The sequence below is a fragment of the Thiomonas sp. FB-Cd genome, assembly GCF_000733775.1.
Classification (GTDB): Bacteria; Pseudomonadota; Gammaproteobacteria; order Burkholderiales; family Burkholderiaceae_C; genus Thiomonas_A.
On sequence record NZ_JPOE01000002.1, the window covers coordinates 115,252 to 129,866 of the forward strand.

At 64.8% G+C, this 14,615-nt stretch carries 12 protein-coding genes, 1 pseudogene and 1 riboswitch; of the genes and pseudogenes, 2 read left to right on the forward strand and 11 right to left on the reverse strand.

The annotated features are described in order from the left end of the window. The first annotated feature begins 6 nt into the window (after nucleotides 1–6). Together CD04_RS0100575 and CD04_RS0100580 are read left to right on the forward strand one after the other, a co-directional pair. Nucleotides 7–1,635, forward strand: a complete 1,629-nt coding sequence (locus CD04_RS0100575; protein ID WP_051848826.1) for a DNA mismatch repair protein MutS — start codon at nucleotides 7–9, stop codon at nucleotides 1,633–1,635. Further along, complete coding sequence (locus CD04_RS0100580; RefSeq protein WP_031403888.1) at nucleotides 1,632–3,146, forward strand: DNA mismatch repair protein MutS; 1,515 nt, start codon at nucleotides 1,632–1,634, stop codon at nucleotides 3,144–3,146. The genes CD04_RS0100575 and CD04_RS0100580 overlap by 4 nt, the downstream gene beginning before the upstream one ends. Nucleotides 3,147–3,224: 78 nt before the next feature. Here CD04_RS0100580 and CD04_RS0100585 read toward each other — a convergent pair whose 3' ends face one another. From CD04_RS0100585 to CD04_RS0100630, 11 genes and pseudogenes are all read right to left on the reverse strand, one after another. Continuing rightward, nucleotides 3,225–3,542 (reverse strand): DUF190 domain-containing protein, encoded by a 318-nt coding sequence (locus CD04_RS0100585; RefSeq protein ID WP_031403889.1) that lies wholly within the window; start codon nucleotides 3,540–3,542, stop codon nucleotides 3,225–3,227. Next, complete coding sequence (crcB, locus tag CD04_RS0100590) at nucleotides 3,539–3,922, reverse strand: fluoride efflux transporter CrcB (RefSeq protein WP_031403890.1); 384 nt, start codon at nucleotides 3,920–3,922, stop codon at nucleotides 3,539–3,541. The genes CD04_RS0100585 and crcB overlap by 4 nt, the downstream gene beginning before the upstream one ends. Nucleotides 3,923–3,987: 65 nt before the next feature. Beyond that, nucleotides 3,988–5,991, reverse strand: coding sequence for a proton-conducting transporter membrane subunit (locus CD04_RS0100595; protein WP_031403891.1), 2,004 nt, complete (start codon nucleotides 5,989–5,991; stop codon nucleotides 3,988–3,990). Beyond that, a complete protein-coding gene (locus CD04_RS25120) occupies nucleotides 5,988–6,539 on the reverse strand; it encodes an NADH-quinone oxidoreductase subunit B family protein (RefSeq protein ID WP_369792814.1) in 552 nt (183 codons plus the stop codon). The genes CD04_RS0100595 and CD04_RS25120 overlap by 4 nt, the downstream gene beginning before the upstream one ends. 51 nt (nucleotides 6,540–6,590) lie before the next feature. After that, nucleotides 6,591–6,854: pseudogene (locus CD04_RS25125) on the reverse strand (4Fe-4S dicluster domain-containing protein); the annotation flags it as partial. Between the two features lie 17 nt (nucleotides 6,855–6,871). Next, a complete protein-coding gene (locus CD04_RS0100605) occupies nucleotides 6,872–8,392 on the reverse strand; it encodes an NADH-quinone oxidoreductase subunit C (protein WP_031403893.1) in 1,521 nt (506 codons plus the stop codon). Between the two features lies 1 nt (nucleotide 8,393). Then, the gene (locus tag CD04_RS0100610) at nucleotides 8,394–9,770 is read right to left on the reverse strand and encodes a proton-conducting transporter membrane subunit (RefSeq protein ID WP_231480409.1); all 1,377 of its coding nucleotides are present in this window, start codon (nucleotides 9,768–9,770) and stop codon (nucleotides 8,394–8,396) included. Between the two features lie 85 nt (nucleotides 9,771–9,855). After that, nucleotides 9,856–10,536 (reverse strand): hydrogenase, encoded by a 681-nt coding sequence (locus CD04_RS0100615; RefSeq protein WP_031403895.1) that lies wholly within the window; start codon nucleotides 10,534–10,536, stop codon nucleotides 9,856–9,858. Nucleotides 10,537–10,546: 10 nt separating this feature from the next. Beyond that, nucleotides 10,547–11,491 (reverse strand): respiratory chain complex I subunit 1 family protein, encoded by a 945-nt coding sequence (locus tag CD04_RS0100620; RefSeq protein WP_031403896.1) that lies wholly within the window; start codon nucleotides 11,489–11,491, stop codon nucleotides 10,547–10,549. Between the two features lie 38 nt (nucleotides 11,492–11,529). Then, a riboswitch (Fluoride riboswitch) is annotated at nucleotides 11,530–11,600 on the reverse strand. 579 nt (nucleotides 11,601–12,179) lie between these two features. After that, nucleotides 12,180–12,743, reverse strand: a complete 564-nt coding sequence (locus tag CD04_RS0100625; RefSeq protein ID WP_081857735.1) for a GGDEF domain-containing protein — start codon at nucleotides 12,741–12,743, stop codon at nucleotides 12,180–12,182. 75 nt (nucleotides 12,744–12,818) lie between these two features. Beyond that, nucleotides 12,819–14,162 carry a PQQ-binding-like beta-propeller repeat protein gene (locus CD04_RS0100630; RefSeq protein WP_051848828.1) on the reverse strand — a complete coding sequence of 448 codons (1,344 nt, stop codon included), beginning with the start codon at nucleotides 14,160–14,162 and terminating at the stop codon, nucleotides 12,819–12,821. Nucleotides 14,163–14,615 lie beyond the last annotated feature (453 nt).

Below are 14,615 nucleotides of genomic sequence, written 5' to 3' on the forward strand. Positions count from 1 at the left end.
TTTTCCGTGGACGCGCCGCAAGCCCAGCCGCCAGTCTTTCACAGCATTGTGTTCCCGTCGCTGGCGCACGAGTCGGCCGCGCAACCGCGCGCAGACTTGCGCGACGTGTTCCACGATTTGTTCCTTGATCAAATTTTTGATGCGGCGTACGGCGGCTTTGCCCCCAAGGAACAAACCACTCTCTACACCGTGCGGCCTGACGAAGAGGCCCCCTACCGCGCCGCGGTGCATGCCACCTTGCAAGCACTGTTCGCCTCGCCGCTGACCGGGCTCGACGTTGTGCGCTACCGCCAGGACACGATGCGCGACTTGCAGCAGGACGCTGTCTGGCGTGCCATGCAAGTGTTCCAGACCGGCGCACGCACCATGCGCGAAAATCTGCGGCGCGCCGAGCGGGCGTTCAACGTCATCGAGGGGCAGCGCTGGTTTCTCGACGCGGTGCTGGCGTATGGCGACGCGGTGGCTGCGCTGCACGGCGCATTGGACGCCGCACAGTTGCAGTCGCAAGCGTTGCGCGCCTTGCGGCAGCATCTGGCTGCCCTGCGGGCTTCGCCCGGCCATACCGATCTCGTTGCCCAGGCCAAGGCGCTGGCGAATGATCTGGCCAAGGTGCGCTATGCGGTGCGCGTAGACGGTGGCACGGTAGCCGTGCTGCAAGACCCAGCGGAGCCCGACTACAGCGCGGCGATCGCACGCACTTTCGCGCGCTTTCGCCAGGGCGAGGTGCGCGACTACCGCGCGCAATTCACGCCCGCCTCGGGGCTCAATCACGTCGAGGGGATGATCCTCGACCGCGTGGCCATGCTGCACCTCGAGGTGTTTGACCGGCTGGCGCGGTTTCGTGCCGAGCATGATGATTTTGCCGACGCGCGCCTGCTGCGTCTCGACCGCGAGCTGGCCTGGTATCTGTCATGGCACGACTTCACGCAACGCTTCACCCGCACCGGTCTGCGCGTGTGCCTTCCCGAACTCACCACGCAACGCGGGCAGATCGAAGCGAACGATGCCTTCGACGTCGCCCTGGCGCGCAATCTGGTGGAGGCTGGACAGGCGGTGATCAGCAATGGCTTTGCCTTGCGCGGGAAAGAGCGCATGATCGTCGTCACCGGCCCCAACCACGGTGGCAAGACCACGCTGGCGCGTACCTTCGGACAACTGCACCACATCGCCAGCCTGGGCCTGCCGGTGGCCGCCAGCAGCGCCACGCTATTGCTGTTCGATCGGATGTTTACCCATTTCGAGCGCGTGGAGGACATCGGAAACCAGCGTGGCAAGCTGCAAGACGATCTGGTGCGGATGCACCGCATTCTGGCCGCCGCCAGCTCGCGCAGCATCGTGTTGATGAACGAATTGTTTTCCTCGACCACCCTGGACGACGCGCTGGAATTGGCGCGCCGTATCATGTCGCGCCTCTGCGCAATCGGTGCGGTGTGTGTGTTCGTCACCTTCCTCGATGAGCTCGCCGCGTTCGACGCGCAGACCGTGAGCATGGTCGCCACGGTGGACGCGGACGATCCCACGGTGCGCACCTTCAAGGTCGTGCGCAAGCCGGCCGACGGCAAGTCATACGCCCTGGCGCTGGCGGAGAAATACGGTGTCACGCGTGAGCGCCTGCTGGCGAGGATCGCGCCATGAAAGCGCATCTGCTGTTTCCTGACCGCGATATCGACCTCAAGGCCGAGCCGCCAGGGCAATGGCGCGAAGTCGGGCAAGACCTCGAACTCGACACGCTGCTCGCGGCGATGGCCGCTAGCGACGCCTTTCTGCACGCGGTTGCCTCCAGCGTGCTGCTGGCCGCCACAGGCGAGGGCGACGCCCGCATCATTGCCTGGCGGCAGGCCGCGTTGCGCGACGCGCTCGCACATGCGCCGGAACTGCGCGCGCTGTATGCGCTGGTGGTCGAGGCCATCGAAAGCCGCAAAAAACATTTGTTTGGTCTCAGCATGTTCGGCCGCTACCCGCGCTCCAATCTGCACGGCGCGGTGGAGCTCTTGCAAACCTACATGCAAATGCTGCGCCGCCTGCGTCAGCAGGCCGACACGCTGGCCAGCGGCTTTCGCTCCGAGGCCTTTGGCACGCTGTTCACCACCTTGCAACGCGAAATTGGCGACGATTACTTTGCCGAAGTGCAAGACCATCTCGATACCCTGCGTTTTCGCCACGGCGTGCTGCTCAGCGCCAGCCTCGGCCCCGGCAATGCGGGTACGGGCTATGTGCTCCATGCGGGCAACGCAGCGCGTCCAGGCTGGCTGGCGCGGTTGCTGCGCAAGGCGCCGCCGCAATACGCGTTTCGCCTCGCCGACCGCGACGAGGCCGGCGAGCGCATGCTGTCTGAACTGGTCGATCGCGGCATTAACGAAGTCGCCAACGCACTGGCGCAGGCCACCGAGCACGTGCTGGGTTTTTTCGAGCTGTTGCGGGTTGAACTGGCGTTTTTTGTGGCTTGCCTGAATTTGCACGAGCGCCTGGGCGTACTCGGCGTGGCCACCTGCATGCCGACGTTTCATCCCATTGGCACGCGGCGTCTCACTGTGCGTGCGATGCGCGATCCCACTCTGGCGCTGACGTTGCAACGTGCCCCGGTGGAAAACGATCTCGACGCCGACGGCAAGGGGTTACTCGCCGTCACCGGCGCCAATCAGGGCGGTAAGTCCACGTTTTTGCGCGCGATGGGGCTGGCGCAGGTCATGTTGCACGCGGGCCTGTTCGTGGCCGCCGAGGCTTACGCGGGTGAACTCGCGCTGGGGGTTTTCACGCATTACAAGCGGGAGGAGGACGCCACGCTGCAAGGCGGCAAGCTCGACGAGGAGTTGCTGCGCATGAGCGCCATCGCCGATCGCATCGTGCCCGGCGCGCAGTTGCTGTCCAACGAATCGTTCGCCTCGACCAACGAGCGCGAAGGCTCCGAGTTGCTGTTGCAGGTGGTCGATGCGCTGCGCGAGCGCGGCATCAAGGTTGTCCTGGTCACGCATCTGTATGACGCGGCGCGTCGCCTGGTCAACCAGGCTGCGCCCGACACCCTGTTGCTGCGTGCGCAGCGGCGCGACGATGGCACGCGCAGCTTCAAGCTCGTCGTGGGCGTGCCTTTGCAGACCAGTTTCGGCGCTGACCTCTACGCCGAAGTGTTTGGGGGTGAGTCGGTTTGATGCGTATCGAGCGAAGAAACGCAGCCTTTGTCTTGCATCAGCCGCGTGGCCTGTACCCGTAAAGCGTGGGCAGCATGCTCAGTCGCAGCCGCACTGCGCCTGCCAGGAGACGATATGTCCGGCGGGCACCATCTGCTGGATATGCGGCAGCACGGCCGCCACCACCTCAGGGTCGTCATAGAACTCAAGCACCAGCGGCAGGTGCACGGTCATGCGCAGCAGATCGTCGGAATGCACTTCGCCCTTGCTGCCGAAACCGGCCACGCCGCGAAAGACGGTGACGCCGTGAACCTTGTGCTGGTCATGCAGCAGCTTGAAAATTTCCTGCATCAAGTTATGACCATCAACCTTGTCACCTTCCTTGATATAGATGCGTGCGATCGTGACTGTTTTCATACGGAAACTCCAAGGTTGCGTGACAGATACGCGCCGAAGATCGCCGCCGCGATCGACAGCACGACTGAGCCGCCGACATACAGCCCGGCCTTGACCAGCTCGCCGTTTTCAATGAGGTTGAGCGACTCCAGCGAGAAGGTGGAGAACGTGGTGTAAGCCCCCAGTCCACCCGTGAGGATGCCGGTGCGCAGCTCGGGGCTGAGGTTGATGCGTTCCAGAGTTTCAAAAAACAGAAAACCCATGAGGAAGGACCCCAGCACGTTGATCGACAGCGTGGCAAAGGGGAACGAACGCCCCAGCACACCTTGAACGACGATGCTCTGGCCGTAGCGCGCGAACGCGCCGACGATGGCGAAGATGGCGATGAAAACGTAGGTCATGCGAAACATCCAAAATGTTGGCAATGAAAAAACTGCCGCACCGCAAGGCACGGCCCAAAAAACGCTCAGGCCGGACTCCACACCAGCACCAAGCCGAACACAACGATCAAAAGCAAGCCGATATACGCGAGATAGGCGTTCATAAAACCGTTCTGTAAAAAGCGCAATTTGCGCGCCAGCCATTGCACCGCTTGCACCGCCGGGGTGAACAGCAGCGGGCCAAAAATCGGCGCCTGGGAATAGTCGAACTGCAATTCTTTCAGGAAATACGGCTTGCCATCGAACCGCCGTGCCACGGCGTTGTGCGGGCGATAAATAAAGTTGTAGAACACCCGCATTGCGTTGGAGAACGACAGTGCCGTGGTGGCTCCGGCGTGCGCGGCGTAGTCTTCGCCGCCGCACCACAGTGGCGCATGGCGCACCGGGTAGCGGCGTCGTCCCCACACCAGCGCCAGCGGAATCAGCGCCAGCAGCGGCACCGTGATCACCAGCATGGTGGGAGAGATGAAGGCAAACCCGGCCGATAGCGGCACCAGCAGCCAGTCATGCGTCATCTGCTGCGGCGCTTGCATGGTGGGCCACACCGAGCTGGCCATCTGTGGCAGCCAGAACACCAGGCTTACGGCAAACGCGGGCACGGCCATGCCGGTGACGAGCACGGCCCAGCGCTGCAGGGGAGTGAGCGTGGCCTGGTGCTTCCGATGTTGCGCGGCATGTTTCTCGTTCTGCCCCAGCAGGCCGACGCCGAACAGCTTGACCATGGTCGCCAGGGCGATGGCGGCGGTCAGCGCCATGCCGGCGCCGGCCAGCGCGAGCGCGATGCGCGAGCCGTCGCCCTTCAAGGTGAAGTCGTGGAACAGGGTCTGGAACAAATACCATTCGCTCACAAACCCGGCGGTGGGCGGCATGGCCGCCAGGCTCATGGCCCCAAACACCGCGCCTAGGCCCAGGGTGAGCGGCGCATGGCGCAGGATGGCGCTCTGCCGCAGGTGATGATTGCCCTGCAAGGCCGCAGCGGCGTCGGCGCTGAGGAACAGCGTGCCCTTGGCCAGGCTATGGCCCATGAGGTGCAGCATGCCCACGGTCCAGGCCAGGCTGCTGAGCATGTCTTGCCCACCGGCGCGGAAGATGAGCGCCGCACCCAAAGCCGTGACGGCCACGCCCGCGTTTTCAGCGGAGGAAAATGCCAGCAGCCGCCGCCAGTCGCTCTGCTGGAAGGCGTAGAGGATGGCCAGTATTGCGGTGAAGGTGCCTACCGCCAACACGATCACGCCAAAGGCCGCGAGCCATGGCGGGTTGCCCGTCCACTGCAGCAGCGCGCGGCCCAAGGCGAAGTAGGCGGCGTTCATCACCACGCCCGACATCAGCGCTCCGGTGGCGCCGCCGCCGCTGCCGTAAGCGCCTGGGTACCACTCGTAAAACGGCAGCAGTCCGAGCTTGGCGCCAAAACCCACCAGCCACAGCAGGCCGAGGAAAAACGCCGAGGCCACACCCCATTGCGTCCATTGCAGCGCATAGGTGCCGAAGGCGAGACTTTGGCCCAGCATGAGCACGGCCAGCAGCAGCGCCACGCCGCCAACTTCGAGCAGGGCGAGCATGAACAGGTTGTCATGCCCGGCGTGCACGCTGCGATGGTCGGCCAGCAGCATGAGCGCGCCGCCGAAGCCCATCAACTCCCAAGCAATGAGAAAGCTCGCACCGTCCTGCAGGCCATAGACGCCCAATGCGCCCAGCAGCGACAGCGCCGCGCCCGCCGCCCAGCCGCGCGCATGCCCCGTGCCGCCGAGCAGGCTGGCGAAGAAGGCGGGCAGCAGCGCGGGCAGCATCAGCCACAGCGCGGCCGCGTCCGGGTGGAACACCACGGGCGTGTCGCCGAGCTGCAGGATGGCCTGGCCCGCGTCGCCACCGGGCAGGCCCCACAGCGCGCCCAGCGCGGCCAACACGCAGCCCAGACCGAGCAACCAGCGAGGCAGGTCGGTGCCGATGAACAGATCGGTCAGCAGCGCCAGCAGCCAGGCAAGCGCCGCCAGCCCGAAGGCCCAGAGCGTGATGGTGTCAGGCAGTTTCATGTGGGCGCCCCTTGCCCTGCGCGATGGGCGTCATGGACGCCGCCGTGCACCTGCTGCGGTCTGCGTTGCAGCAGCAAGAGCAGGGCTTCGATCAGCGCAGCCGGGTTGGGCGGGCAGCCGGGCAGCCACACGTCCACGGGCAGCATGCCGTCCAGCCCCTGATGGCAGGCGTAGCCGCCGCCGTTGGTGCCGCCGCCGGTGGCACAGGTGCCTGCAGCCATCACCCAGCGGGGCTGGGGCATGGCGTCATAGGTGCGCAACAGCGGCTCGCGCATGGCCGCTGTGACTGGGCCGGTGACCAGCAGCAGGTCGGCAAAGCGCGGCGAGGGCGTGAAAAAAATGCCCAGGCGGTGCAGGTTGTAGAAGGGGTTAAGTAGGGCTTGCAGCTCGCTCTCGCAACCGTTGCACGAGCCGGCGTCGACATGGCGGATGTGCAGGCTTCGACCGAAGGCCTTGAGTTCCTGCTCAAGTGCGGTGGCATTCGCCTCTCCCTCACCCGGTGGGGAGGGTTGGGGTGGGGAGGACTGCGCTCCGCCAAGGCTCACCAGATCCGCCTTGTCGCGCACGCCGAAGGCCCAGTCATGGCTGATGCTGAACGCGCCATCGGGACAGACTTCGGTGCAGAGCTGACAACCCACGCAGCGGGCGTAGTCGAGTTGCACTTCGCCAGTTGCATTGCGGGTGATGGCCGACGCGGGGCAGGCGGCGACACAGTCGGCGCAGCCATTTTTCTCTGTGATACAGCGCGCCGCGTCGAAGCGCGGCAGGCCGAGCACGCCCTCTTGCCCATCGGGGCCGGGGCGTTCGGGCCAGGGGGTGGTAGCGCGGCCTTTTTGCAGGCCAAACCAGGTCCAGACGGGCATGATGTTTCCCCTTCCTTTCAGCGATCAGCGCCAGCGATGGACAGGCCGAAGCTGGCTTCGTTGATGGCGTAATCCATCATGTTGCTGTCCTCCACGGTGAACGGAAACACCCGCCAGTTCGAGAACGACGGATCCTTGATCTTGACGCGCTGCAAGCGTGTGCGGTCGGCGGTGAGATGCACTGCACACAACAGCCCGCCGCGCGTGGCTTCCGCCCAACCCAGGCCTTCGCCTTGAGGGTCTGGCTCTTCCATCACGTCAAAGCGCAGCACCGCGCCGGGCTTGGTGCGGCCGATGGTCTGGCGGATGATGGCCAGCGACTCGCGGATTTCCTCCATGCGTACCAGTGAGCGTGCATGCGCGTCGCCGCCCTGTTGCACCGGCACGGAGAAACGCACTTTCTCGTAGTTGGCATAGGGATGATCGCGGCGCAGGTCGCGGTCGAGGTTGCTGGCGCGTTCAATCGGCCCGGTGGCGCCCTGGTCGAACGCCATCTGCCGCGGCAGCACGCCGGTGGTCATCAGCCGGTCGAGGTGGCTGCGGGTGGCTTCCAGGCGTTGCAAATAGCGGTCGATCTCGTCGCTGATGGCGTCGAGCGCCTTGTCCAGGCCGCTGATGTCGAGATCGCGCCGCAGGCCGCCGGGGGTGATGAGGCCGCGCAAAAACCGGCTGCCCGTGAGTGGGCCGTTGATCTGCTTGACCCGTTCTTCGAGCAAATGGCCTTCGGCCTCGCCGACCTTGAGCGTGGTGGTCTTGGACAGGTGGCCGAGGTAATGCAGATGGTTGTAGAGCCGCTCCAACTCAGCCAGGATGACGCGCAGATAGCGCGCACGCGGCGGGGCGCGCCAGCCCATTGCGCCTTCCACCGCCTGGGCGTAGGCTAGGCCGTGCGCGACCGAATCGATGCCGCTGACGCGCTCGGCCAGCACCGCGCCTGTGCGCCGGTCAGCTCCTTGAAATCTGGCTTCCATCGCGCGGTGTTTGTAGAACAGCCGCGGGTGATAGTGCAGGATGCCTTCGCCGATGTAGAAGAACAGGAATTGCGCAGATTCCACAATGTCCGCCCGCACCGGGCCGAAAGGCAGGCGCTGGATGTCGGGGCCGAGCACCTGCGGCACTGTTGGCGGTTGCAGCGAGAAATCGAGCGCGGGTGCATCACGATCGAAGCCATGGGACAAGGGCGCCGGTTCGCGCGGCATGCCTTCGTGCAGCACTAGCGGATTGGGCTCGGGATGATCGGTGAAGCGCAGGCCGTACAGGTCCATCATCTCGCGCTCATACCAGCCCAGCAGCGGCAGCTTATTGGCCAGCGAGGGGAGGGTGCGGTCTTCGGGCCGCACGCGCCACACCTTGTAGGGCTGGTTCGCGCCCTGGCTGAGCACATATAAAACGTCGAGTTCGCCATCGGCGCAACCGCAAGCGTAGGCCATCTGCATGCGACCGTGGGCGCTCGGGGCATCACCCAGGTCGGTGAGCAGGCCGCCGGCTGCGGCGAGCAGGGCGGCCGGGGAGAGGCGGGTGGTGTCGCAGTGGCGCATGTCACACCCCTCCCAGTTGCGTGGCGATGCCCGCCAGATGGGTCCAGATCGGCGGCAGCCACCATAGGCCGAGCAGCAGGATGGCGACCAGTGCCACGGCCATCGGCGCGACATGCACGAAGCGCAATTTCAGATGCGGCGCATGCTTCGGACGCGAGCCAAAATACATGGCGCGGAAGTGGTTGAGAAAGCCGATGAAAATGACGATGAGCAGCACGGCCATCCACCATACCGCCCACGGATTTGTACTCACCATGCCGCCGCGCAGGATGGTGAGTTCCGAGAGAAACAGGCCGAACGGCGGCGCCCCGGTAATAGCCACGGCACCGGCCAGCCAGATGGCGCCCGAGCGAGGAAAAAAGTGCAGCACACGGCGGATATTGGCAATCTCCTTGCTCTCGTAAGCGTGCATCATGTTGCCCGCGCCGAAGAACACCAGCGACTTGGTGAGCGAGTGATTGAGCATGTGATACAGCGCGCCGATCACCCCCAGCGGCCCGCCGAAACCGAAGCCCAGCGCGACCACGCCCATGTGCTCCACGCTGGAATAGGCGGCGAGGCGCTTGATGACGGTCTGGTGGCTGATGAACAGCGCTGCCACCAGCAGGCTGAACGCGCCCAGCACCACCAGTGCGGTGCGCGCCGTGGCCTCGATGCGGGTGTGCTGCAGGATGTTGAGATAGCGCACGATGCCCAGCATGGCGCAGTTGAGCAGCGCGCCCGACAGCATGGCCGACACCGGCGCCGGGCCCTCGCTGTGCGCATCCGGCAGCCAGGTGTGCATCGGCGCCAGGCCGACCTTGGTGCCGAAGCCCACCAAGACCAGCAGGAAGGAGAGCAGCAGCAACACCGGCTCGGCCTTGGGGGCGATGCCGGCGAGGTTGGCCCAGGTCATGTCGTACTCCGGGCCGAGGATGAACGTGCCGGCCCAGTAAAACAGCACTGTGCCCAGCAGCGCCAGACCAAGACCTGCGGAGACGATGACGATGTACTTCCACGCCGCTTCGATGCTTTCCGGCGCGCGCTGAAAGCCCACCAGAAACGCGCTGACGATGGTGGTGAGGTCAATGGCGATCCAGTACAGCCCGGGGTTGTTCTGCACCGGTGCCAGGAACATGGTGAGCGCGAACGCGGCGAACAGGCTGTAGAAGCGGTGCAGCCGCGCCAGCTCCCCATGCATCCAGCGCATGTAGCCAATGGCGTAGACGCTGGCCAGCAGATAGACGATGGCCAGGCACAGCATCACCCACACGCCGAAATCGTCGAGCAGTAGGTAGTGGTTCAGCGCGGTGATGCCGTGGTCTGGCGTGGCGATGAGCAGTACGACGACCAGCACGAAGTCGATCACCGCCGCTGTGAGATTGAGCGCTTCGGCCACGCGGCTGCGGTGCGACATCCAGCTTCCCGCCATGGCCAGCGCGGTGACGATCCAGATCGCATACAAGACATTCCAGATCATGGCCTCACCCCACCAGCCGAGTGAGTGCGCGGCTGCTCGTGGAGCCAACTTCCTTGTGCAGGTAGCGGATGAGCATGCCGAAGGTGGAGACGATGATCAGCAGGTCGAACAGGATCACCATTTCCAGCAACAGCGGCATGCCCGGCACCAGGATTTGCGAGCCAAGAAAAATGCCGTTCTCGATCACCAGCAGGCCGAGGATGGAACTCACCGCCTCCGCGCGCAGCACCAGCATCAGAAAGCCGATGAGCTTGAGCGCGAACATGGCGGTCAGCGCCAGCACGGCGATGTTGTCCACCAGGTTCATGCGCACCCCAAGCTTCTCCGCCACAGCGTAGGAAAACAGCACCAGAAAGCCGCCGAGCACGATGCTCGACGCCGGTTGCAGCAAGGGCGTGAACTCGCGGTTCTGCCCCAGGCCGTTGACGATGCGCACGAGCAGGTATGGCAGCAGGGTGCCGCGAAACAGCGCGGTCAGTGCGGCGATGAAAATCAGCTCCGGGTAATGCCCGGTGATGCCGATGGCCAGCGACAGCGCCGCAATCACCCATGACTCGGCGGCGAAGGCCAGGATGTGGTTCTTGATCCAGTGCGAGCCAAGCATGACGAAGGCCAGGATGAGCGCGATGATGATCAGCAGGCTGAAGATGGATGCCTGCACGCCGCCGAGGTGGAAGATCAACATGGCATGCTCCTCACACCTGCCGCGCGACGATGGCGAGGACGGCCATCAGGAAGGACAGCGCCAGCGGCTCCTGATAACGGTAAAAGCGCAGGCGCGACTGCGATGTGTCGACAAACACCATCACCAGTCCGAGGGCGAACCACTTGGCCAGCAGAGCGAGGGTGGCGCCGATCATGCCCAGCGCCGTGCCTTGTTCCGACAGGCCCCAGGGAATGGTCAGCACGTTGAGAAAGATGGTGTAGAGAATGGCCTGTTTCATCCACGAGGCCCACTTGAGCAGCGCCAGCAGCGGGCCGGAGTATTCGAGGATGCGCGCCTCGCCGATCATGTAAATCTCGTAGTGGATGCTCGAATGGATGGGCAGGCGCTCAGTCTCCACCGTGAGCAGAATGAAAAACGCGGCGACGAGAAACAGGTGTGCCGGACTCCAGAACACCGCCGGGCTGGCAACCAGCAGATGGTTGACGACAAAGGGCAGCATGGCCTGCGCCAGCAGGGTGATGCCGACGAACACCATGATCAGCGTCGGCTCGGCGAGGATGGCGAGCATGGCCTCGCGGCTCGATCCAAGGCCGCCGTAAGGGTGGCCGCTGTCCAGCCCAGCCACCATGATGGCGAAGCCGCCCAGCGTGAGGATGAGACCGCCGCCCAGAATGTCACCCATGTCCGACAGCGGCAGCGGATAGTTGGTCAGCACCGGAATGAGGATGGGCACCGTGAGCATGGCCGAGAACGCCACGATAGGCGCGGCCCAGAAGATCCAAGACGCCGTTTCCGGCACCACGATCTCCTTGCGGAACCACTTGAACAGATCGCGGTAGGGCTGGAAGATGCTCGGCCCCTGGCCGCGCTGCACCTTTTCCTCCAGCGTGGCGATGAAGCCGTGCAGCAGGGGAGACAGCAACACGATGACCAGCACCTGGGCGACTTGTTGCCATACGGCTTGTGCTTGCATCGACTCCTCCCATGCAGACCACTCACCGCACGCAGCGGCACTGGGTAGGAGTCATCAGCCACCGGCTGGCGCCGGGGCGGTTGCGGCGAACTCCATCGCCACCTCGTTTGTAATCAGTTTAGAACCGTCATCAAATTTCCGTCAAGGCGACCATGCGGCCAATTGCCCCTTGCCACCTGTCGCTTCTGTCAAATTCCGTTGAAAAACGTAGTTGTCGGCTCTGAGTTCCCATTTTGTCGACTTATTTATCGACTGCTGAGTAAAGTCAGCATGGCGTCTACATGAGACTCAAAAAGCAAAAAACCAGCGGCTTGGCTCGGCTTATTGCTTGAATCTATTGGCTCGCTGGATCGGACAAAAACGAGAACTGGAGGATCACGCTGAAGCCATAAATCGGTTCTAACGGCGAGTACGCGAACGGAACCATGAATATCACCTATTGCGGTGCAGCCCGACCGCAGCTTCTCGACGCTCACGACGACCACCTTCACGTCGAACGTGAGCGGAGACCAGTTCGGCGCCCACCCGGGCTTCCAGGGCATCGTGACGTTGTCCGGAGTGGTCGAGCCGTCTCCGCTCAACAACAGCAGTGGCTGCCTGTACTCTTCTTCGCAGCGCCGTGCACCATCGCGCAGATCAGCAGCGGCTCGCTGAGCGCCAGTTACGCCGAGGCTGCGCATGGCAGCAACTATATTTCGTAGTGGCCGGGCGGTTTGCGCAGGCGCGGCGCCCACGCCTGCCGCCCATGCCGGCTTGACGATGCCGATGTAGTTCGCCCGGCAATCTTGGCCTCGTACATCGCGTGGTCGGCACGCGAGAAAAAGGCCGGGAAGGTCTCGCCGGACGACCAGGCCGCGAGCCCGAGGGATACCGTTACAGCGAAACGCTCCGGCATGTTGAATCCGGTCGATGCCAGTGGTTCGTGGATGAGCTTCGCGCAGGCCAGCGCATCGCCGATCGACGTGTCTGGCAGGACGATGAGGAACTCCTCGCCGCCCCAGCGCCCGACTTCCGCGCCGGCGCGCAAGGTCGAGTGAATGATGCTGCCGACATGGCGCGGGACTTCGTCACCGGTGGCGTGACCGAAGCTGTCGTTGATACCCTTGAAATGGTCGAGATCCGCCAGCATGATCGTCAGCGGCGCGCCGGAATGGACGGTGCGCTGGATTTCCCGCGACAGCAGGACCTCGATTCGCCGCCGGTTCCACAGGCTGGTCAGGCTGTCGCGGCTTGCCAGTTCCTCGAGCTTGATGGCGGTTTGCTAGAGCCTGGATCGCAATCGGCTGATGTACGTCCGACGGCCGGCCCGCGGGCCAGCCGTCGCCCCTCAGCCTGTGGCGCCGAGATCGGACAGCGGGATCGCCTGCAGGTAGCCGGCGTTGGTGCCGATAAAGTAGGTGCCGCCGACGGCCACGCCGTTCTGCGGGCCGTAGCCTCCCAGGCCAGCGTCGTAGACGTGGGTGATCGCGCCGTCGTGGCGATCCAGCGTGAAGATCTTGCCGCTCCCCGTCGGTTGGATGAGCTTGTCGCCGACGATGGTCGGCGCCGCCTTCATCCCCGGCCCGAGCCTGGAGTGCCAGAGGATCCTGCCGCTGCGCGAGTCGATCGCGTACTCGGCATGCGTGACCGGGCTACCGGTGTAGACGATTCCGGCGTCGACCGCGGGCACAGCGTCCTTGTTGCGCGGCGGGGTCTTGCCCGTGCCCAGCAGCGTGCTCCACAGCAGCTTGCCGGTGGCTATCTCAATGCCGAGTTCCTCGGATCCGGAGACGCCGTGCTGGCCGCGGCTGCGTGTCTCGATCTGGCCCACCGCGACCGCACCGGCGACCGCCCAGGTGCCGTCGCCGCCGCTGCTCGAGAAGATGTGCGCCGGGCGCACGGTCCACAGTCGCTTGCCGGTGGCAGCATCGACAGCATAGATGTCGCTGGGATGGGTCCCCCCCATCATCACCACGTTGCGCTTCGGGTCGTAGGTGGCGGAGGACATGCTGACGAAGGAGCCGATGGAGGTCTTCCACTTCAGCGCACCGGTGGCGGCATCGAGCGCATACACGTGGCCATCGCCGTTGCCGAAGATCAGCAGTCCGTGCGCGAGCACCGCCGAAGGCATGTCTTCGCCGCGGGTCGGGTAGCTCCACACCAGCTTGCCGGTGGCGGCGTCAACGGCATCGATGGCCGAGACGTCGGTGCCGCGGACCACGCCGGCGTCGCGCACGCCGAAGCGCTTGGCGTGGCTGTACGCGAACACCGAGTTGCCGGCGCCGACGTACACCAGCTGGCGGCCGCCAGCGCTGGCGACCACCGGCGTGGTCATCAGCTGGTTGTAGGCGTCGAAGGACCACTGCAACCGGCCGCTGCGCGCGTCGAGCTTGTAGAGCCAGCCGTTGTCGTTCGGCGCGTACACCGCGCCGCCGGCGACGGCGACGCCAATCGGCCAGCCGACGAGGTCGCGGATGGTCGTGTTGCTCTTCACCGCGGCGCGTGCCGCGGCGGCCCCGGGCGTGTCGAAGGTCCAGTGCTCGGCGGGAAATCCCGACGCGAAGGTTGCGTTGTGGCCGGGCTGCAGTGCGTACATAGGCCAAGTCGCAGGCGTTTCGGCGGCCCACGCGGCCTGGGCGCACACGAGGGCTGCGGTGAGCATCGTGCATGTGGCGTAACGGGAATGGGGCATCGGGGTCTCCTGGCTAGTCGTGCGTCGGGGTTGTGCTTGCGGTGGATGCAGCGGCCGCAAGCTGGATAGTGCAAGTCATGTCCAGCCGAGTGTCGATCGGGCATGGGAGCGAAGCATCGCAGCTTTGACGGAACGCAAGAATGGCCGCGAAGCTCGCGGCGGCCACTATACCCGAAGCTCATTGTCTGCTGCGCGCCTCGCCGATGAAGTCCAAGCTGCCGTCCCCACCGTCCAATGTGGACAACATGCTGCCGGGACTGCTCGAGCAGATCCGGCAAAAGTCGGACGCGGGCGATGCGCCCGGCGGCTCACGGCAAGCCAGGCAGACTGGACGCGTCCTCGCCCAGCTGCGGCTGCTGAGGTCGCTGGTCGCGGCGGGGTTACGCCGATTTTCCGCTCATCGCCTTCCACTGCAAGCCGCGGCGGCGCGATCGGCATCGACTGGGTTCCGAT